This is a genomic window from Pseudomonas sputi (assembly GCF_021603585.1).
GTDB classification, from domain to species: domain Bacteria; phylum Pseudomonadota; class Gammaproteobacteria; order Pseudomonadales; family Pseudomonadaceae; genus Aquipseudomonas; species Aquipseudomonas sputi.
Genome location: NZ_BQHI01000030.1, coordinates 1 through 18,379, shown reverse-complemented (window position 1 = coordinate 18,379; position 18,379 = coordinate 1). Strand labels below are relative to the sequence as shown.

Sequence of the window (18,379 nt, the reverse complement as noted above, 5' to 3'; positions counted from 1 at the left end):
AGTTTTATTGTTATTTCCAGGGCCGGACCCATGAGGGGTGGCAGCGGCCCTTTGAGGCATACGCGAATTTGTTGACCATAAGGTCAGGAACTCGCACGCAGTGGATTATGCTTTTGTGTACAAATAAAGCAAATATTGTTTTTGGTTTTGTAGACGAAAAGACTGGTGATCGAGCTATATCACTTGTTCGGGCGGTTGGCTCCCAGCGCCAGATTCACCGCCAGCCATCCGTTGACCGCCGTTTCGCCGGCTTCGGCAAAGACGCGTTCAAGCAATGTCACCTGTTCACGACGCAGCGCCTGCTCAAATTTCGCACCTTCGACGGTCAGTTCCAGCAGGCGTTTACGCTTGTCGGCCTCGGACGCCACGCTGTCCACCAGATGCATTTGCTGCAATTGGCGCAATGGCATGTTCAGCGCCTGCTTGCTCACGCCGAGCAGCGCTAGCAACTCCTTGACGCTCAGATTCGGATAGCGGGCGATAAAAAACACGATGCGTTGATGCACGCGGGACAGCCCACGACGCTCGAGCATTTCGTCGGCCTTGGCGGTGAACGCCTGGTAACCGAAGAAAAACGCTTCCATGGCTTGTTGTTGGCTGGCGCAGTTTTTAAGGTCAAGCATATTGACGTTTCCGAGTGGGGTGTCGTAATTTCAGTCAACAAGTTTGACTCATTTTTCCCATGCCTCGCTAGCGGTGACTTCCATGGCTTTTTCCGAACGTGTCTCGCGCCTCAAAAGTTCTCTGATCCGTGAAATCCTTGCCGCGGCCCAGCGCCCGGAAGTCATGTCGTTCGCCGGCGGTTTGCCGGCTGAAGCGATGTTGCCGAAGGTTGAGTGGGCTGACATGCCGCTGTCTCTCGGCCAGTACGGCATGAGTGAAGGCGAGCCGGCACTGCGCGAAGCGCTGGCGGCAGAGGCGAGGGCGCTGGGTTTGTCGTGCGAGTCGAGTCAGGTGCTGGTGGTCAGTGGTTCCCAGCAAACCCTCGACCTGGCGGCCAAGCTATATATCGACAAAGGCACCGAAATCCTGCTCGAAGCGCCAACGTATCTGGCGGCCTTGCAGATCTTCCAGCTGTTCGGCGCCGATTGCCTGACCGTGCCGCTGGAGGCTGATGGACCGAACCTGGCGCAATTGCGCCAGCGTCTGGAACAGCACCGCCCGGCGTTCATTTATTTGATTCCGACCTTCCAGAACCCGTCCGCCGTGCGATACAGCGAGGCCAAGCGCGAGGCCGTCGCGGCATTGCTCGACGAATTCGGCGTGATCCTGATCGAAGACGAGCCTTATCGCGAACTGACCTTCGACGGCGGCAGCGCCCAGCCGATTGCCGGGCGCCTGAAGAAGTCCAGCTGGATCTACACCGGCACCGTGTCGAAAACCCTGTTGCCGGGCCTGCGTGTCGGTTATCTGATTGCCAGCCCGGATCTGTTCCCGCACCTGCTCAAACTCAAGCAGTCAGCGGATCTGCACACCAACCGCATCGGTCAGTGGCAGGCGTTGCAGTGGATCGGCAGTGAGCAATATCAGCAGCACTTGAGTGAATTGCGCGGCTTCTATCGTCAGCGCCGCGACGCCTTTCAAGCGGCACTGGAAACTCACTTCGCCGATCTGGCGGACTGGAACACACCGCAGGGCGGGTTGTTTTTCTGGCTGACCCTGAAGCAACCGTTGGACACCCGCACGTTGCTCAATACCGCGCTGGCCAACGATGTGGCGTTCATGCCGGGCGAACCTTTCTTCCCCGAGCCGGATCGCAACCCCGGGCATCTGCGCCTGAACTTCAGTCACATCGACCCGGCCCGACTGGACGAAGGGCTCAAACGTCTGGCGGCGGTGGTGCGCCAGGCCCAGGCCGCGCAGGCCGCATAAACAAACCGGCCATCAGGCCGGTTTTTTTTGATTCAGACTGCGGCGAACCGCTGGTTCAGATAGTCGATGATCGTGTTGGACTCGTACATCCAGGTGGTCTGGCCGTTCTCTTCAATGCGCAGGCACGGCACCTTGATCTTGCCGCCCTGTTCCAGCAGGGTCTGGCGATCCTGCTCGTTGTTCTTCGCATCCTTCAGGGCCACCGGCACATTAAGGCGGCGCAGGCTGCGGCGGGTCTTCACGCAGAACGGGCAGGCGTGGAACTGATACAGCGTCAGGTCCTTGGCGGCAGCATCAACCTGAGCCTGGGCAGCGGCGGGGCGCTGTTTCTTGCCCGGGCGGGTCAGGAAATCAACGAAGATGATCAGTTGGCCGAGACCGACACGAAGCGCTTTGACGAACACGTTACAAGCCTCACAGGGACATTGAAGAAGGCGCGCAGCTTACCCGATTTTTCACGGACGAAAAAAAACCGGCGATCAACGCCGGTTTTTTTCTGTCGCGAATTACTTGATCAGGCTGAGAAACTCGCTGCGAGTCGCCGCGTTTTCACGGAACTCACCGAGCATCACCGAGGTGATCATCGACGAATTCTGTTTCTCGACACCGCGCATCATCATGCACATGTGCTTGGCCTCGATCACCACGGCCACGCCCAGCGCGCCGGTGACCTGCTGGACCGCATCGGCGATCTGGCGGCTCAGGTTTTCCTGGATCTGCAGGCGGCGGGCGTACATGTCGACGATCCGTGCGACCTTCGACAGGCCCAGCACTTTGCCGCTCGGGATGTACGCGACGTGGGCCTTGCCGATGAACGGCAGCAGGTGGTGTTCGCACAACGAGTAGAGCTCGATGTCCTTGACCAGCACCATTTCGCTGTTGTCGGAGCTGAACAGGGCACCATTGGTGACCTCTTCGAGCGTCTGTTCATAACCGCGGCAGAGGTACTGCATGGCTTTGGCGGCACGCTTTGGCGTGTCGAGCAGGCCCTCGCGGGAGACGTCCTCGCCCAATTGGCCGAGAATCGCGGTGTAATTCTGTTCCAGGGACATGAAACTACCTGTGGGGATTTTCGCAAAGGGCAAGGGTACGGTGGCGGACACGACCCTGCAAGTTCGGTGTGACGGGTTTATTCGTCGCGACCTTCCATCATGGTGCGTTTGAGCATCACGTAAACCGCGCCGGCGCCGCCATGTTTCGCCTGGCACGAGCAGAAACCCAGCACTTGCGCATGCTGGCGCAGCCAGGTGTTGACGTGGCTTTTGATCATCGGTCGCTTGCCCTCCAGACGCACAGCCTTGCCGTGGGTGACGCGCACGCAGCGGATTTCGAATTTGGTGGCTTCGGCGAGAAACGCCCAGAGGGTTTCGCGGGCCTTTTCGACGCTCATGCCGTGCAGGTCAAGGCTGCCTTCGAATGGAATCTGCCCGATCTTGAGCTTGCGCATCTGGCTTTCCTGCACGCCGTCACGGGCCCACATCAGCTCGTCTTCGGGGCCGACGTCAATCACGAACTGATCGGACAGGCCGTCAACGGTCGTGGTGTCGGTGCGCACGGTGGCGGACTGGCGCAGCTTGGCGATCTGTGCGCGGTCAGCCTTGGGTTTGCCGGTGTCGGCGCGGTCGTGCTTGATCGGCTTGACGCCTTGGATCGCACTTTTGAACAGGGAAAAATCGTCGTCTTGCATGTCAGCCTCCGCGAAGGGCGGCCAGTTTACCCAAACAGACACAAAACGGCCCGGCAAAAAGCCAGGCCGTCGATTCAATCGTGTTTTTTCATCAGGTGCGGGGACATGTTCAGCTCCCGCGATTGCCGCGCGCGACGCCGGCAACGACGCCACAGGGCCACGCCGAAATACAGGAACAGCAGGCCCACTGCGAGAATGATCGCCGAGCCGAGCGGGGTTGCGTTCAGGTCGCCGAGCGCTGGCGGGCGCCCCAGCAGGCTGGCGACCCCGGCCATCGCCAGCAGCACGCCGAACGTCGCCAGAATGGCCGCGATCGCCGCGCCGAATCGAAATCGCCAGTTGCTTTGGCCTTTGGGCCGCAAGCGGCGTGCGTCAAATCCATCGGATAACTTCATTCCGACCTTCCTCAATGGGTATCGGCCCTTCGACCGGGAGTTGACCGGGTTGTTCCTGAGGCTAGGGTAATTGAAGCAAATGCGAGGCTTTTGCAGATGAGCGGCGGGCCGAGCCGCTCATTTACGGTCGATCAGATCAGATCCTGGGTCAGCGCGAGAGTGGCGAAGTTGTCGGCCATGATCGCCATTTCCGCTTCCTGCACCTGCTCGGCGCTGAGCACGCGGCCCTTGAACGGCAGATCGCGGGTGGCGCAGGCGTCTTCGACCAGGGTGCAGCGGAAGCCCAGGTTCTTCGCCGCGCGTACGGTAGTGCTGACGCTGGAGTGGCTCATGAAACCGCAGACGATCAGGTCCAGCGAGCCGATGGTTTGCAGGCGATCGTAGAGTTCGGTGCCGTGGAAAGCGCTCGGCAGCAACTTGCCGATGATGGTTTCATCGCCCTGGGGTTCCAGGCCGGGGATGAACTCGCCGCGTTCGCCCTGCGGGTCGAACAGACCGCCGACGGTGCCGAGGTGACGCACGTGCACGATCGGTCGGCCGGCTGTGCGGGCGGCGGCAACCAGTTGCTTGATGTTCGCGACAGCCGCGTCCATGCCGCTCAGGGCCAGCGGGCCGCTGAGGTACTCTTTCTGGGCATCGATGATGACCACGGTGGCATGGCTCAACGTGGCCGCTGCGTAACCGCGACCGCTGAGTTGAAACATCGTTTTTGGAACGGACATTCTGGGGCTCCTTCGGGTGGGGCTTTTGCGACATTGTCCTCTGGCTGAGCGGTTCTGTGAATCGCTACCATCGTAGGCACCGTCGTTGCTGGCCTGCAGCCTTGTCAAGTTACACGATCTGTTCAATAGCTGAAGAGAAAATCGGAAGAGTCCTACCGTCGCCTCGGAGTTTTTCCTGCGTCGTCGTGGCGCGTTTTGGCTGCTAGAATCGCCAGTCGTTTTTTCTGGAGTTCTGCCCCGTGATCACTTCCCGACTTCGTACCCTGCGCGACCACATCCGTTGGGCCGTCAGCCGCTTCCATGGGGAGGATCTGTTTTTCGGCCATGGCACCGACAATGCCTGGGACGAAGCCCGGCAGCTCGTGCTTGGCGCCTTGCACCTGCCATGGGAAATTGCCGACAGCTACCTCGATTGCGCACTGGAAGACGATGAACTGGTCAATCTTCAGCGCCTGCTCAAGCGCCGCATCGAAGAGCGCATTCCGACCGCTTACCTGCTGGGCGAAGCCTGGTTCTGCGGCATGTCGTTCATCGTCGATGAGCGCGTGCTGATCCCGCGTTCACCGATTGGCGAGCTGATCGAAAACCGGTTTGCCCCGTGGATCGGCGACGAGCCGGTGCGAATTCTCGACCTGTGCACCGGCTCCGGCTGCATCGGCATCGCGTGCGCCTACGAGTTCCAGAACGCTGAGGTGGTGCTGGCGGATCTGTCGTTCGAAGCGCTGGAAGTGGCGAACCAGAACATCGAACGTCATGGCGTCGATGAGCGGGTGTTCACCGTGCAGGGCGATGGTTTCGACGGTTTGCCGGGTCAACGTTTCGACCTGATCGTGTCGAACCCGCCCTACGTCGATGCGGAAGATTTCGCTGACATGCCAGACGAATACCAGCACGAGCCGGAGCTGGGTCTGGCTTGCGGCGATGACGGTTTGAACCTGGTACGCCGAATGCTCGCCGAAGCGGCGGATCACCTGACCGAGAAAGGTTTGCTGATTGTCGAGGTGGGCAACAGCCAGGTACACGTCGAGGCGCTGTATCCGGAAGTCGATTTCGCCTGGCTGGAGTTCCAGCGTGGCGGACATGGCGTGTTCATGCTGACCGCCGAACAGTGCCGCGATCATCAGGCGCTGTTCGCTTCCCGCGTCTAAATTGCTCTGATCGTTCCCACGCTCTGCGTGGGAATGCAGCCGGGACGCTCCGCGCCCCACCTCAGGCTGAACGCAGAGCCTGGGATCGATCAGTCAGCGGTGCGTCGCAATCCAGATCAGCAACCCGGCCTGAAACACCGCAAACGCCACCAGGCAAGTAATGGTGAACCGCAACCCGGCGTCTTCGCGCTTGAACTTGCTGACTTTGTCTTCCTGTTTCTTCAGCTTCACTTCCTGCTCGGCCAGATTCTGCTCGGCCTGTTGCAACATCTGCGCAGCTTCGAGAATTTCGACGATCTGCAGCTTTTCGCTGTTCCAGTCGCCAAGCAGGTCTCCAACCTTCACTTCTTTGACGCTGCCCTTCAAATGCTGGGCGTCGGCGTACACCACATCAAAGCCATGCACCCGCAAAAAATGATCGCGGCGCAGGCGAGTGTCTTCGTTCAGCGCGTCCTTGTTGTTCAGGTCCATGCCGTCGACGGTGTAGGCGGGCCAGCGCTTTTTTGCCCAGTTGATGCCTTGGGCGGCCATGAAGCGGCCGATGCCACGGTTCAGCGGTTCGATCTGCAAACCGCTGTCCGGGCCGAAATGCACGCGTTTGGTCGTGTGATCGACCCACACATCCAGGTGATTCTGTTCTTTACGCACGCGCTGGGCAGGCAACTTGATCGCCATGCGCATCAGGCTGTGTTCTTTACTGTTGCGCTCGGCGTAACCGAATTCGACGAAGCGCAGCGGCCGTCCGCCGGTGGTGCGGTCGGTCTGCAACGGCGCCAGGCGGAGCATCTTGTGGTGCTCGACGTGGACATCCGCCCAGGGCAGCTCGACCGCTGGCGGTGTGTCTTTTTCAGCGGTGGTGTCGGGTGAAGTCTGGGTATCGGTCATAACGGCGAGATCCTGTCCAAGCTGCTTGCCGCCAGCCAGTACGCTGGCGACAAAGGCTTATCGGCCGTTTTCTACAAGACTAGAGGGCAAAAAGAGTTCAACGGGTGCGAATTCCGTCAATAAACTCAAGGACGCGTGTCCCCAGTTCCGCCGCCAGCGGCAAATTCGGGTCCTTGTAGGAGGCCAGTTGCCGCTTCAGGTCGTTTGGCACGATGCGCAAGACGTGGTTCATGCCCTCGATCAGCGCCAGTTGCGCGTCCGGTTTGGCAGCCTTGAGCAATTTCGCATCATCGACCTGGACTTGAATGTCGTTGCTGCCTTGCACGATCAGCGCCGGCATTTTCAGCTGGGCGAAGGCTGCCGCCGGGTCCTGACGGAACAGCGAAATCAGGTACGGCTGCACACTCGGACGGAAAATCACCTGCAACGGCGCCGGCACATTGTCGTCGGTGCGCCCGGCCTTGAGACTGTCGAGCAGTTCATTGCTGCGCAGCATCAAAGGAGGAGGGAGGCTGCGGGCCAGTTGCCGGCGCAGTACCTGATCGATCGGTCGGGCCGTGCCGGAGAGCGAAATGACCGCAGCCGCATCGATCTTTGGAGCCGCGAGGCTGGCAATCAGTGCGCCTTCACTATGGCCGAGCAGGATCAACGGACCGAAGCGCGGATCGGCTTTCAGCTTCTGACCCCAGGCCACGGCATCCGCCACATAGGCTTCCACCGACAGGTTTCGCTCGTCCGGCGTGGCCGCCAGGCTGGCGGCCACGCCGCGCTTGTCGAAACGCACACTGGCGACATTGTGTTTGGCCAGCACCCAGGCCAGTCGCTTGAGGCTGTCATTGCGCCCGCCGTCGGGGTTGTTTCCGTCACGATCGGTAGGACCCGAGCCGGAAAGCATCAGGACAACCGGCACGGGGTTGTCGGATTTTGGCAACAACAGCGAGCCGAAAAGTTCGCCGTTGTCGGTGGTCAACGTGACCGGACGTTGCAGGACAGTCGCCTGGACAAAGCCGGTAAACAGGGAAAGGCTCAAGATCAAAACTCGCAGCATCATCACGCCATCATTTGCCAAGGTGTCGGTTGGACTCACCCACACCGCTAAGGTTCGAGGATGAACTACTCGGTTAGCCTGCGTATACTGGCGCGCATCACGAATTTGGGTTCGATATCACGGAGCGTCCTGCATGTCCGGCAATACCTACGGCAAGCTGTTCACTGTCACCACCGCGGGCGAAAGCCATGGTCCGGCGTTGGTCGCCATTGTTGACGGCTGCCCGCCGGGCCTGGAGATTTCCCTTGAGGACCTGCAACGCGACCTCGACCGTCGCAAGCCGGGCACCAGCCGCCACACCACCCAGCGCCAGGAAGCCGACGAAGTCGAAATCCTCTCCGGCGTGTTCGAGGGTCGCACCACGGGCTGCTCCATCGGCTTGCTGATCCGCAACACCGACCAGAAGTCCAAGGACTACTCGGCGATCAAGGACCTGTTCCGCCCGGCCCACGCCGACTACACCTACCACCACAAATACGGTGAGCGCGATTACCGCGGCGGCGGTCGCAGCTCCGCGCGGGAAACCGCCATGCGCGTCGCGGCCGGCGCCATCGCCAAGAAATACCTGGCCAGTCAGGGCATCGTCATTCGCGGCTACATGAGCCAGCTCGGGCCGATCGAAATCCCGTTCAAGACCTGGGAGTCGGTCGAGCAGAATGCTTTCTTCAGCCCGGATCCGGACAAAGTGCCGGAGCTGGAAGCCTACATGGATCAGTTGCGCCGCGATCAGGACTCCGTCGGGGCGAAGATCACCGTGGTTGCCGAAGGCGTGATGCCGGGCCTGGGCGAGCCGATCTTCGACCGTCTCGATGCCGAACTGGCCCATGCGCTGATGAGCATCAACGCGGTCAAAGGCGTGGAAATCGGCGCCGGTTTTGCCTGCGTCGCCCAGCGCGGCACCGAACACCGCGACGAGCTGACGCCCGAAGGTTTCCTCAGCAACAACGCTGGCGGCATCCTCGGCGGGATCTCTTCGGGTCAGCCGATCGTCGCGCACCTGGCCTTGAAGCCGACCTCGAGCATCACCACCCCGGGTCGCTCGATCGACATCGATGGCAATCCGGTCGACGTGATCACCAAGGGCCGCCACGATCCGTGCGTGGGCATCCGCGCCACGCCGATTGCCGAGGCGATGATGGCCATCGTGCTGATGGATCACCTGTTGCGTCACCGTGGTCAGAACGCCGATGTGCGGGTGAGCACCCCGGTGCTGGGTCAGCTTTGATGGATGACCTCAAAGCCGTCGCGGTCTGACCGTGGCGGCGTTCCCGTACTGGCGGCTGTCCAGTTTCTATCTGTTCTATTTCGCCTTGCTCGGTTCGACGGCGCCGTTTCTGGCGCTGTACTTCGATCACCTGGGATTCAGCGCCGCGCGCATCGGCGAGCTGGTGGCGATCCCGATGCTGATGCGCTGCGTGGCGCCGAACATCTGGGGCTGGCTCGGTGATTACACCGGCAGGCGCCTGGCCATCGTGCGTTTCGGCGCGGTGTGCACGCTGCTGACTTTCTCGCTGATTTTCGTCAGCAAGACCTACGCGTGGCTGGCGATGGTCATGGCTTTGCACGCTTTCTTCTGGCACGCAGTGCTGCCACAGTTCGAAGTCATCACCCTGGCGCATTTACAGAGCCAGACTTCCCGCTACAGCCAGATCCGCCTGTGGGGGTCGATCGGTTTCATCATCACCGTGGTCGCCCTCGGTCGCCTGTTCGAATGGCTCAGCCTCGACATCTACCCGGCGGCGCTGGTGCTGATCATGGCCGGGATCGTGCTCAGTAGCCTGTGGGTGCCGAACGCGCAACCGGCCCAAGGCAATCGGCCGACCGGGGAGGGCTTTCTCAAGCAGTTGCGCAATCCCGGGGTGCTGGCGTTCTACGGTTGCGTGGCGCTGATGCAGCTGAGTCACGGGCCGTATTACACGTTTTTGACCCTGCACCTCGAACGGCTGGGCTACAGCCGTGGCGTGATCGGCATGCTCTGGGCGGTCGGCGTGGTAGCGGAAGTGCTGATGTTCATGGCGATGAGCCGGATTCTCGCGCGGTTTTCCCTGCGGCGGGTGCTGATGGCGAGTTTCCTGCTGGCGGCATTGCGCTGGTTGCTGCTAGGTTCTTTCGCCGAATTCCTTGGGGTCTTGCTGTTTGCCCAGGTGCTGCACGCGGCGACGTTCGGCAGCTTTCATGCCGCTGCCATCGCGTTCGTGCAACGTAGCTTCGGCGCGCGCCAGCAAGGGCAGGGCCAGGCGCTGTATGCCGCGCTGGCCGGCACCGGTGGTGCACTTGGCGCGTTGTATTCCGGTTACAGCTGGAATGCCCTTGGCGCGACATTGACCTTTAGTATTGCCAGTCTCGCAGCGCTCGCCGCTGCCGTTATCATTGCCATTCGAATGCAAGAGGACAGGCCATGAGCCTTACCCGTGAACAGCTTGCCCGGCAAATTGTCGACGCCGGGCGTTTTCTTTATGGTCGCGGCTGGTCGCCGGCCACCAGCAGCAATTACTCGACGCGCCTGTCGCCGAGCGAAGCGCTGCTGACCGTATCCGGCAAGCACAAGGGCCAGTTGGGCCTGGACGACGTGCTCGCCACCGACCTGTCCGGCAACAGCCTGGAACCGGGCAAAAAACCGTCCGCCGAAACGCTGTTGCACACCCAGCTCTACAGCTGGCGCCCGGAGATCGGCGCGGTGCTGCACACCCACTCGGTGAACGCCACGGTGCTGTCGCGCCTGACGCCGGAAGATTTCATCGAGTTCGAAGATTACGAACTGCAAAAAGCCTTCAGCGGCATCTCGACCCACGAATCCCGGGTGCGGGTGCCGATCTTCGACAACGATCAAGACATTGCACGCCTCGCCACCAAGGTGCAGCCTTGGCTCGACGCCCATCCCGATTGCGTGGGTTATCTGATTCGCGGCCACGGCCTCTACACCTGGGGCGCGCAGATGAGTGATGCGTTGCGCCAGATCGAGGCCTTTGAATTCCTGTTTGAATGCGAGTTGAAGACCCGCAGCGTCATGAACCGCCAAGGCTGACTTCACCAGAACCAGCCCATTTGCCTGATGAATGCAGTGCCCGACCGGTCTGAAAGAACCGGACGGCAAGGCCGATACCGAGGAATGCCCCATGAGCAGCCTGTCCGTCTATCACGTTTCCAGCCCCGAGATTCCGAACAAGGTGCTGACCCATTTCGAAGACATCGCCTCGACCCTGGCCGAGCAGGGCGTGCGCTTCGACCGCTGGCAAGCCGCCGCAAAGATCCAGCCCGGTGCCAGCCAGGAAGAAGTGATCGGTGCCTATAAAGAGCAGATCGACAAACTGATGACCGAGCGCGGTTACATCACGGTCGATGTGATCAGCCTCAACAGCGATCACCCGCAAAAAGCCGAGTTGCGCGCCAAGTTCCTCGAAGAACATCGTCATGGCGAAGACGAAGTACGTTTCTTCGTCGCCGGCCGTGGCCTGTTCACCCTGCACATCGACGATTATGTCTACGCCGTGCTGTGCGAAAAGAACGACCTGATTTCGGTGCCGGCCGGCACCAAACACTGGTTCGACATGGGCGAGAACCCGCATTTCGTGGCGATCCGTCTGTTCAACAATCCTGAAGGCTGGGTCGCCAACTTCACCGGCGAAGACATCGCCGGCCGCTTCCCGCGTCTGGAGGACTGAGCCGATGTCGATCAAGGTCATTCTCACCGATATCGAAGGCACCACCAGCGCGGTGAGTTTTGTGTTCGACGTGCTGTTTCCGTATGCCGCCAAACACCTGCCGGACTTCGTTCGCCAGAACGCCCAGCGCGCCGATGTTGCCGAACAACTGGACGCGGTGCGCCGCGACAGCAACGAACCGCAGGCTGACGTCGAGCGGGTCGTGGAAATTCTGCTGAGCTGGATCGCCGAAGACCGCAAGGCCACACCGCTGAAAGCGTTGCAGGGCATGGTCTGGGAACAGGGTTATCAGGCCGGGCAGTTGAAGGGGCATGTTTACCCGGACGCCGTTGAAGCGCTCCAGCGCTGGCATCAGGCCGGCTATCAACTGTTTGTTTATTCGTCCGGTTCGATCCAGGCGCAGAAGCTGATTTTCGGCTGCTCCGAAGCAGGGGATCTGACGCCATTGTTCAGCGGCTACTTCGACACCACGTCGGGGCCCAAGCGCGACGCGCAGTCGTACAGCAACATCCAGCAGGCCATCGGAGTCGAACCGCAGGAGATCCTGTTCCTGTCCGACATTGTCCAGGAACTCGACGCTGCCCAGGCTGCCGGCCTGCAAACCTGCGGGCTCGCCCGTGAGGGTGGGGAACTGGAAGGGCATGTGACCGTCGACAGTTTCACCGGGATCGAACCGGAAGCGTTCTGAGTCCACACACTCGACGAGTAAAAAAAACAGGCCGTGAAGCGAAAGCTCCACGGCCTGTTTGTTTATACGGTGTTCGAATTACATCGAATGATAGGTCGGCAGGGCAAAACGCTGTTGGCTTTGCAGCATGCCGATCTGCGGCAGCTCGCTGGCTTGTTCCGCCAGATCACGACGAATCGCGCTGATCGCCCACGACAGTTGGTCACCGGTGTGCAATTGCTGATAGGTGAGCGCGCGCTTGAATACTTTGCCATCGGCACTCTTGAGCGTTAGCAGGATCCCGCCATCGGGACGTGGCTGGGTAGTGACGGCGAAGTTAGAGAACAGGGAAGTAAATTTTTCTTGGATCAGGTTCATGTCTTTCAGCTCCGTATGCACTTGAATGGCAAGCATGCATAGGGAGTTGCAGCGATTGTGCCAGTATGGTTTTTTTTAAAAATCTATATAAATCAATAGGTTATTAATTTAGTTCATTTCGGTTGTCGTGCAATCTGCATGAATGGCCATCGTGCATCCTGCATTTTGCGGGATCATGGTCGATCCGATGGAACCAATACCCCCGGCGGTAATCACGCTGCGTGTCGTAGCGCCGGGGCGGATACAAAACATTGCAAAAACCGCGTGTACAGCCCGCGAAGCCCTGACGTATTTTCGGCCTCGACCCTCGCGCAAGAAGCGCCGGTTGCCTCACCCGATTGCCCGACAATAAAAATCCGGCCTGCACGTCAAGGTCGAACGGGAGCTGCCATGCGCCACGCGCCGAGCGACACGATTACCTGGGGCATGATGCTCCGCAAACTGCCGATGATTGCCAAAGCCATCCCTCGGGTGGTGAAAGGCATGAAGGTGGCCAACGTCACGGATCCGACCCAGACCTGTGGCCTGGGCTGGACTTTCGAGCAGGCGACCCTGCGCAATCCCGAGGGCCCCGCGCTGCTGTCGGGCGAGGTGGTGCTGAGTTATTCGCAGGTCAACCAGTGGGCCAACCGCATCGCCCACTACCTGATCGGGCAGGGCATCGGCAAGGGCGATGTGGTGGCGGTGTTCATCGAAAACCGCCCGGAATTGCTGGTGACGATTCTGGCCCTGGCCAAAGTGGGCGCCGTCAGCGCGCTGCTCAATACCTCGCAGACCCGCGATACGCTGATCCACAGCATCAATCTGGTGGCGCCGGCGGCGATTGTCGTCGGTGAAGAGTTGCTGCCGGCATTTGCGGCGGTACGCGAGCAAGTGTCGATACCGGCGGCGCGTGCCTGGTTCGTCGCCGATCAGGATACCTTCAGCCATCCGGGCATCGCGCCCGAGGGCTACATCAACCTGATCAGCGCCAGTGCCGACGCTTGCGGCGACAACCCGGCCAGCAGTCGGCAGATTTTTTTCGACGACCCCTGCTTCTATATCTACACCTCCGGTACCACCGGTTTGCCCAAGGCTGGCGTGTTCAAACACGGCCGCTGGATGCGCAGTTCGGCGAGCTTCGGCCTGATCGCCCTCGACATGCGCCCGGACGACATCGTCTATTGCACCTTGCCGCTCTACCACGCCACCGGACTTTGTGTGTGCTGGGGTTCGGCGGTCAATGGCGCTTCGGCCTTCGCCATCCGTCGCAAGTTCAGCGCCCGGCAGTTCTGGAGCGATGTGCGGCGTTATCGCGCCACCACCATCGGTTATGTCGGCGAGTTGTGCCGGTATCTGGTGGATCAGCCGCTCAGCGCCGACGACAGTCGTCACGACGTGCGCAAGATGATCGGCAACGGTTTGCGGCCCGGTGCGTGGGCCGAGTTCAAGACCCGCTTCGGCGTGGATCACATCTGCGAGCTGTACGCGGCCAGCGACGGCAATATCGGCTTCACCAACATTCTCAATTTCGACAACACCATCGGTTTCTCGCTGATGGCCTGGGAGCTGGTGGCTTACGACCAGGACAGCGGCGAGCCGATTCGTGGTGATGACGGATTCATGCGCAAGGTCGGCCGGGGCGAGCGGGGCCTGTTGCTGGCGCGGATCGACGACAAGGCGCCGCTGGACGGCTACACCGATCCACAGAAAACCGCCAAGGTCGTGCTGCAGGACGTGTTCGCCAAGGGCGATCGCTTCTTCAACACCGGCGACCTGCTGCGCAACATCGGTTTCGGTCATGCACAGTTTGTCGACCGCCTCGGCGACACCTATCGCTGGAAGGGCGAGAACGTCTCGACCACCGAGGTCGAAAATCTGCTGCTCCAGCACCCGCACATTTCCGAAGCGGTGGCCTATGGCGTGGAAATTCCCAACACCAATGGCCGCGCCGGCATGGCGGCGATCACCCCGGCCGAGTCGCTGGCGACCCTGGATTTCGCCGAGCTGCTGGCCTTCGCCCGCCAACGCATGCCGGCCTACGCGGTGCCGCTGTTCCTGCGGGTGAAGGTCAAGATGGAAACCACCGGCACCTTCAAATACCAGAAGACGCGCCTGAAAAACGAAGGCTTCGACCCCGGCCTGACGGGAGATGACCCGATTTATGCCTGGCTGCCGGGGACCGAAACCTACGTGCAGGTGACAGATGAAATCCTCGCGGATATCCGGGCAGGCAAGTACCGCTATTGATATTGGCTATCGACGGTCTTGGAAAAAAGGGGATGACAGCTATCGCTGCGCTCGGGAAACTGTCGGCTTTCCGATTGACCGAAAGTGGAGTTGCCCCATGTCCGACCAAAGCCGCCAGATGACCCCCGAAGAAGCCGCCGAATTCACCGAGCAGGTATTCAACAAGGCGCGCGAGGGTGATGCGGTGATGCTCGATCGCCTGATCACTGCCGGTCTGCCGGTGAACCTGACCAACAGCAAGGGCGACACCCTGCTGATGCTCGCCAGTTACTACGGTCACGTGGACGCGGTGCAAGTGCTGCTCAAGCACAAGGCCGATCCGGAACAGCGCAACGGCAACGGCCAGAGTCCGATTGCCGGCGCGGCATTCAAGGGAGATCTGGCCGTGGTCAAGGCTCTGGTCGAGGGTGGGGCGCAGATTGAAGGCGCCTCCTTCGATGGCCGCACGGCGCTGATGATGGCGGCGATGTTCAACCGGGTTGAAATCGTCGATTACCTGATCGACCAGGGCGCCGATCCGAAAGCCAAGGATGCCAATGGCGTCACCGCCCTGGACGCGGCCCGGACCATGGGCGCCGTGGACACCACCGCACAGCTGGAAAAGCTGCTGGGCTGAAGCCGCTGGCCGGAACCTGCTCTGTGGCGAAGGCGAGAATGCGCTATCCTTCGCGCCCTCAAATTTTCTTCGCCACAGGATCCGCCCCCATGAAAGCCGCACTCGCCGAACTCATCAGCAAAATCAGCTCCGGCTGCATGGGCGAAGACGAGATCCTGAAAGTCGCCGATGAAGCGGCGCAGGCCTATGCCGATGCCGACGCTTTTCTGACCGCCAATCCCGACATCAACTACGACGAAACTTTCCCGATTCCGCTGGGCGAGTGGGTGGTGGTCGGCAGTCTGCCCGAGACCGTGCTGTTTCAGGCCGACACCTACGTTGACCTGTTCGCGCAGATCGTCGCGTCGTTCGGCCCGGGCGTCGAGTTCAACCTCAAGCCCAAGCAACTGGCCAGGACCGAGGCGCTGACCGCGCTCAATCGTATCCAGGTGCAGATGAGCAGCCTGAACAAGGAAAACGGCGGTTACACGCTGATGAACTTCAGCCAGTTGCTCGACGATGAGCTGCAAGTGGTGCTGGTCTACGGCAACGATGTACCGCGCGTGCTGGAACTGTGCGCCGAAGCCGGCATTGCCGCCGCGCCGTCGCTGGAAGCCCTGAAGGTCGCCGTTCACGTCTGAACGCAATAAAAGGGAACCCTGGGCGCGACCGTCTATCCTAAAAGTGCACGCCACTATTCTGGAGCGACACCATGGGTTCCACGTTCAACGGCCTGGTCGGCCTGATCATTCTTGCGCTCGACATCTGGGCGATCATCAATGTGCTGAAAAGCGGCGCCGAGACCGGGATGAAAATCCTCTGGGTGTTGTTGATCATCCTGCTGCCGGTGCTCGGCCTGATCATTTGGGCGATTGCCGGACCGCGGGGCAATGTGCGGATCTGACCGTTCGCACCCTGATGGGGTCGGGCCGATGAACTGAGGTTCGACCTGTCATCTTCGGCAACGTAGAATGCGCGCCTTTCCCGGGCAATCGAACCTGACGATTGGCGCCCGCGCATTCATCGGAGCACTTCACCATGACCGTCACCAAGACCAGCGAATACCTGGAAACCCTCTACGAAGGCTACGGCCAGCGTTTTCGCATGGAAAAACTGCTGCACGAAGTGCGCACCGAACACCAGCATCTGGTGATCTTCCAGAACCCTCGCATGGGCCGGGTGATGGCGCTGGACGGCGTGATCCAGACCACCGAAGCCGACGAGTTCATCTACCACGAAATGCTCACCCACGTGCCGATCCTCGCCCACGGCACCGCCAAGCGCGTGCTGATCATCGGCGGCGGCGACGGCGGCATGCTGCGCGAAGTGACCAAACACGCCAGCGTCGAGCACATCACCATGGTCGAGATCGACGGCACCGTGGTCGACATGTGCAAAGAGTTTCTGCCGAACCACTCCAGCGGCGCCTACGATGATCCGCGCCTGAACCTGGTGATCGACGACGGCATGCGCTTTGTCGCGACCACCACCGAGAAGTTCGACGTGATCATTTCCGACTCCACCGACCCGATCGGCCCGGGCGAAGTGCTGTTCTCGGAAAACTTCTACCAGGCCTGCCACCGCTGCCTGAACGAGGGCGGCATCCTCGTGACCCAGAACGGCACGCCGTTCATGCAGATCGAAGAAGTGAAAACCACCGCCGGTCGCCTGCGCAGCCTGTTCCCGGACTGGCACTTCTATCAGGCGGCCGTGCCGACCTACATCGGCGGTTCGATGACGTTCGCCTGGGGCTCGACCAATCCGACCTACCGCAAGCTGAGTCGTGAAGTTCTGCAACAGCGCTTCATCGGCAGCGGCATCGTCACCCGCTACTACAACCCGGAAATCCACATCGGTGCTTTTGCCTTGCCGCAGTACGTGCTGCAAGCGGTGAACAAGCCAAGCAACGACTGATCGTTCACGGGTAAAGAAAAAGCCGAGGCCGGTGTGCGAAATCACGCCGGCCTCGGCTTTTTTCATGTTGCAGCGATGTAAACCTTTTGAACGATCAGTCCTGACAAAAGTCGAGATAGGAGTAAGCCCACTTGCGGGTTTGATCGAGGAGGCTCTGATGTCAAAGTGGAAAGTCACTTTCGTGGACGATCATGGTGAAACGATCAACGAAGTCTTCGAGTGCGAGGAATGCCCCAGCCATGAACGGGCAGCCCGCCTCATCAAAGAACGATTGCTGCCGGTCGCCGCCGAGCTTGACCTGAACGATCTGGAAGGGCGCACCGCCGATGCCGGCGTTAAAAACCTGAAAACCCAGAACAGCATCGAAATCCGCAGCATCACCCCAATCTGAATCTTCTTTTACATTACGTACCAGGCCTTGGCAGCGGCTCTATCTTGGGGCTACTCTGCAAGCGAGATCAGCGAACGGATCGCTAAGGTCTGGTCTTGTCAGCTACATGCTTGTTTCCCGCCGGCAACGCGGTTGTCGTAGCACCAAGGCCATGGGGCCGGTGCAGGGAATACGGAAAGTCTATCCATCTATGCGAGGGGGACGATTCATGAGCACAGCCTATCAAGAAGACATCAGCAGCAGCGTGCTGCGCCGCATGAAAGAAGGCGGTTTCGATTTTTCACGATTCCATCCCATCGAGTTCTACGCCATTTTCCCGGACGAGGAGCGGGCGCGCAGGGCGGCAGGCAAGTTTCGCGGTGAATCCATCAATGCCCAGGTCAGTGCGCGCGACGACGGCGCCTGGTCTCTGGAATTGAGCAAGGTGATGTACGCAACCTACGATGACATTGGCGATTTCGAGCAGGGCTTTTCGGCGGTGGTCGAGCCCTTGGGCGGCATCATCGAGGGCTGGGGCGTGAAACAGGAGATCCGCAACCGGCATCGTTTGAATTGATAACTGACGCAACACGTCGAGCAACGGCTGACCTTCGGGTCGGCCGTTGTCGTGTCTGCCGTTGCGAAAGCTGCATGGCAAAACCCTGAAACAAGAAACCGGCGCAAAAAAAAGGTTCTTCACGGAATCCCGGGAAACATAGAAACAAGAACGCCGATTTGGTTGATGATGTTCGTGCGAGCAAACACATCTAACAAACCGGCGTTCTTATGCGCGATATTAATACTTTC

23 protein-coding genes are annotated in these 18,379 nt (G+C 60.3%); 14 read left to right on the top strand and 9 right to left on the bottom strand.

Annotated features, from left to right (window positions below):
* Positions 1 to 179 precede the first annotated feature (179 nt).
* On the bottom strand, positions 180 to 623 hold the full coding sequence (locus L6D81_RS25780) for a MarR family winged helix-turn-helix transcriptional regulator (RefSeq protein ID WP_236182464.1): 444 nt from the start codon (positions 621 to 623) through the stop codon (positions 180 to 182).
* An 82-nt stretch (positions 624 to 705) separates the two neighbouring features.
* On the opposite strand from L6D81_RS25780, the gene L6D81_RS25775 reads away from it, so the two are divergent.
* A complete protein-coding gene (locus L6D81_RS25775; RefSeq protein ID WP_236182463.1) occupies positions 706 to 1,872 on the top strand; it encodes an aminotransferase-like domain-containing protein in 1,167 nt (388 codons plus the stop codon).
* A 32-nt stretch (positions 1,873 to 1,904) separates the two neighbouring features.
* Here the strand turns inward: L6D81_RS25775 and L6D81_RS25770 are convergent, their stop codons facing one another.
* The 5 genes from L6D81_RS25770 to L6D81_RS25750 all read right to left on the bottom strand — a co-directional run bounded on the left by L6D81_RS25770 (position 1,905) and on the right by L6D81_RS25750 (position 4,676).
* Positions 1,905 to 2,276 carry a glutathione S-transferase N-terminal domain-containing protein gene (locus L6D81_RS25770; protein WP_236182462.1) on the bottom strand — a complete coding sequence of 124 codons (372 nt, stop codon included), beginning with the start codon at positions 2,274 to 2,276 and terminating at the stop codon, positions 1,905 to 1,907.
* A gap of 102 nt (positions 2,277 to 2,378) precedes the next feature.
* Entirely contained in the window at positions 2,379 to 2,924 is a 546-nt protein-coding gene (gene folE / locus L6D81_RS25765) for a GTP cyclohydrolase I FolE (RefSeq protein ID WP_003204506.1), read from the bottom strand.
* Positions 2,925 to 3,001: 77 nt separating this feature from the next.
* Positions 3,002 to 3,559, bottom strand: a complete 558-nt coding sequence (locus tag L6D81_RS25760) for a Smr/MutS family protein (protein ID WP_236182461.1) — start codon at positions 3,557 to 3,559, stop codon at positions 3,002 to 3,004.
* A gap of 74 nt (positions 3,560 to 3,633) precedes the next feature.
* On the bottom strand, positions 3,634 to 3,954 hold the full coding sequence (locus L6D81_RS25755) for a hypothetical protein (RefSeq protein WP_236182460.1): 321 nt from the start codon (positions 3,952 to 3,954) through the stop codon (positions 3,634 to 3,636).
* Between the two features lie 131 nt (positions 3,955 to 4,085).
* On the bottom strand, positions 4,086 to 4,676 hold the full coding sequence (locus L6D81_RS25750; protein WP_236182459.1) for a cysteine hydrolase family protein: 591 nt from the start codon (positions 4,674 to 4,676) through the stop codon (positions 4,086 to 4,088).
* A gap of 239 nt (positions 4,677 to 4,915) precedes the next feature.
* On the opposite strand from L6D81_RS25750, the gene prmB reads away from it, so the two are divergent.
* A complete protein-coding gene (prmB, locus tag L6D81_RS25745; RefSeq protein WP_236182458.1) occupies positions 4,916 to 5,824 on the top strand; it encodes a 50S ribosomal protein L3 N(5)-glutamine methyltransferase in 909 nt (302 codons plus the stop codon).
* A gap of 93 nt (positions 5,825 to 5,917) precedes the next feature.
* Here prmB and L6D81_RS25740 read toward each other — a convergent pair whose 3' ends face one another.
* Positions 5,918 to 6,709, bottom strand: a complete 792-nt coding sequence (locus tag L6D81_RS25740; RefSeq protein ID WP_236182457.1) for a hypothetical protein — start codon at positions 6,707 to 6,709, stop codon at positions 5,918 to 5,920.
* Positions 6,710 to 6,806: 97 nt separating this feature from the next.
* Positions 6,807 to 7,760, bottom strand: coding sequence for an alpha/beta hydrolase (locus L6D81_RS25735; RefSeq protein ID WP_236182456.1), 954 nt, complete (start codon positions 7,758 to 7,760; stop codon positions 6,807 to 6,809).
* Positions 7,761 to 7,890: 130 nt separating this feature from the next.
* Between L6D81_RS25735 and aroC the strand changes: the two genes are divergently transcribed.
* The 5 genes from aroC (at position 7,891) to mtnC (ending at position 12,107) form a co-directional block, all read left to right on the top strand.
* On the top strand, positions 7,891 to 8,982 hold the full coding sequence (gene aroC / locus L6D81_RS25730) for a chorismate synthase (protein ID WP_011333207.1): 1,092 nt from the start codon (positions 7,891 to 7,893) through the stop codon (positions 8,980 to 8,982).
* 31 nt (positions 8,983 to 9,013) lie between these two features.
* On the top strand, positions 9,014 to 10,159 hold the full coding sequence (locus tag L6D81_RS25725) for an MFS transporter (protein ID WP_236182455.1): 1,146 nt from the start codon (positions 9,014 to 9,016) through the stop codon (positions 10,157 to 10,159).
* Positions 10,156 to 10,782, top strand: a complete 627-nt coding sequence (locus L6D81_RS25720; RefSeq protein WP_236182454.1) for a methylthioribulose 1-phosphate dehydratase — start codon at positions 10,156 to 10,158, stop codon at positions 10,780 to 10,782. Before L6D81_RS25725 ends, L6D81_RS25720 begins: the two co-directional genes overlap by 4 nt.
* A gap of 91 nt (positions 10,783 to 10,873) precedes the next feature.
* Complete coding sequence (locus L6D81_RS25715) at positions 10,874 to 11,419, top strand: 1,2-dihydroxy-3-keto-5-methylthiopentene dioxygenase (RefSeq protein WP_039770173.1); 546 nt, start codon at positions 10,874 to 10,876, stop codon at positions 11,417 to 11,419.
* A gap of 4 nt (positions 11,420 to 11,423) precedes the next feature.
* Positions 11,424 to 12,107, top strand: a complete 684-nt coding sequence (gene mtnC, locus L6D81_RS25710; RefSeq protein WP_236182453.1) for an acireductone synthase — start codon at positions 11,424 to 11,426, stop codon at positions 12,105 to 12,107.
* A 78-nt stretch (positions 12,108 to 12,185) separates the two neighbouring features.
* Here mtnC and L6D81_RS25705 read toward each other — a convergent pair whose 3' ends face one another.
* Complete coding sequence (locus L6D81_RS25705) at positions 12,186 to 12,464, bottom strand: DUF3509 domain-containing protein (RefSeq protein WP_039769924.1); 279 nt, start codon at positions 12,462 to 12,464, stop codon at positions 12,186 to 12,188.
* 390 nt (positions 12,465 to 12,854) lie between these two features.
* Here L6D81_RS25705 and L6D81_RS25700 point away from each other — a divergent pair, with 390 nt between their 5' ends.
* The 7 genes from L6D81_RS25700 (at position 12,855) to L6D81_RS25670 (ending at position 18,149) form a co-directional block, all read left to right on the top strand.
* Positions 12,855 to 14,693, top strand: coding sequence for a long-chain-acyl-CoA synthetase (locus L6D81_RS25700; protein ID WP_236182452.1), 1,839 nt, complete (start codon positions 12,855 to 12,857; stop codon positions 14,691 to 14,693).
* A gap of 97 nt (positions 14,694 to 14,790) precedes the next feature.
* The gene (locus tag L6D81_RS25695; protein ID WP_039769928.1) at positions 14,791 to 15,309 is read left to right on the top strand and encodes an ankyrin repeat domain-containing protein; all 519 of its coding nucleotides are present in this window, start codon (positions 14,791 to 14,793) and stop codon (positions 15,307 to 15,309) included.
* An 89-nt stretch (positions 15,310 to 15,398) separates the two neighbouring features.
* Positions 15,399 to 15,929, top strand: a complete 531-nt coding sequence (locus L6D81_RS25690; RefSeq protein WP_236182451.1) for a hypothetical protein — start codon at positions 15,399 to 15,401, stop codon at positions 15,927 to 15,929.
* A 71-nt stretch (positions 15,930 to 16,000) separates the two neighbouring features.
* Positions 16,001 to 16,192, top strand: coding sequence for a PLDc N-terminal domain-containing protein (locus L6D81_RS25685; protein ID WP_007959984.1), 192 nt, complete (start codon positions 16,001 to 16,003; stop codon positions 16,190 to 16,192).
* Between the two features lie 134 nt (positions 16,193 to 16,326).
* Complete coding sequence (gene speE, locus L6D81_RS25680; protein ID WP_236182450.1) at positions 16,327 to 17,202, top strand: polyamine aminopropyltransferase; 876 nt, start codon at positions 16,327 to 16,329, stop codon at positions 17,200 to 17,202.
* Between the two features lie 157 nt (positions 17,203 to 17,359).
* Positions 17,360 to 17,593 (top strand): hypothetical protein, encoded by a 234-nt coding sequence (locus L6D81_RS25675; protein WP_236182449.1) that lies wholly within the window; start codon positions 17,360 to 17,362, stop codon positions 17,591 to 17,593.
* A 208-nt stretch (positions 17,594 to 17,801) separates the two neighbouring features.
* The gene (locus L6D81_RS25670; protein WP_007959978.1) at positions 17,802 to 18,149 is read left to right on the top strand and encodes a ribonuclease E inhibitor RraB; all 348 of its coding nucleotides are present in this window, start codon (positions 17,802 to 17,804) and stop codon (positions 18,147 to 18,149) included.
* The last annotated feature ends 230 nt before the right edge of the window (positions 18,150 to 18,379 follow it).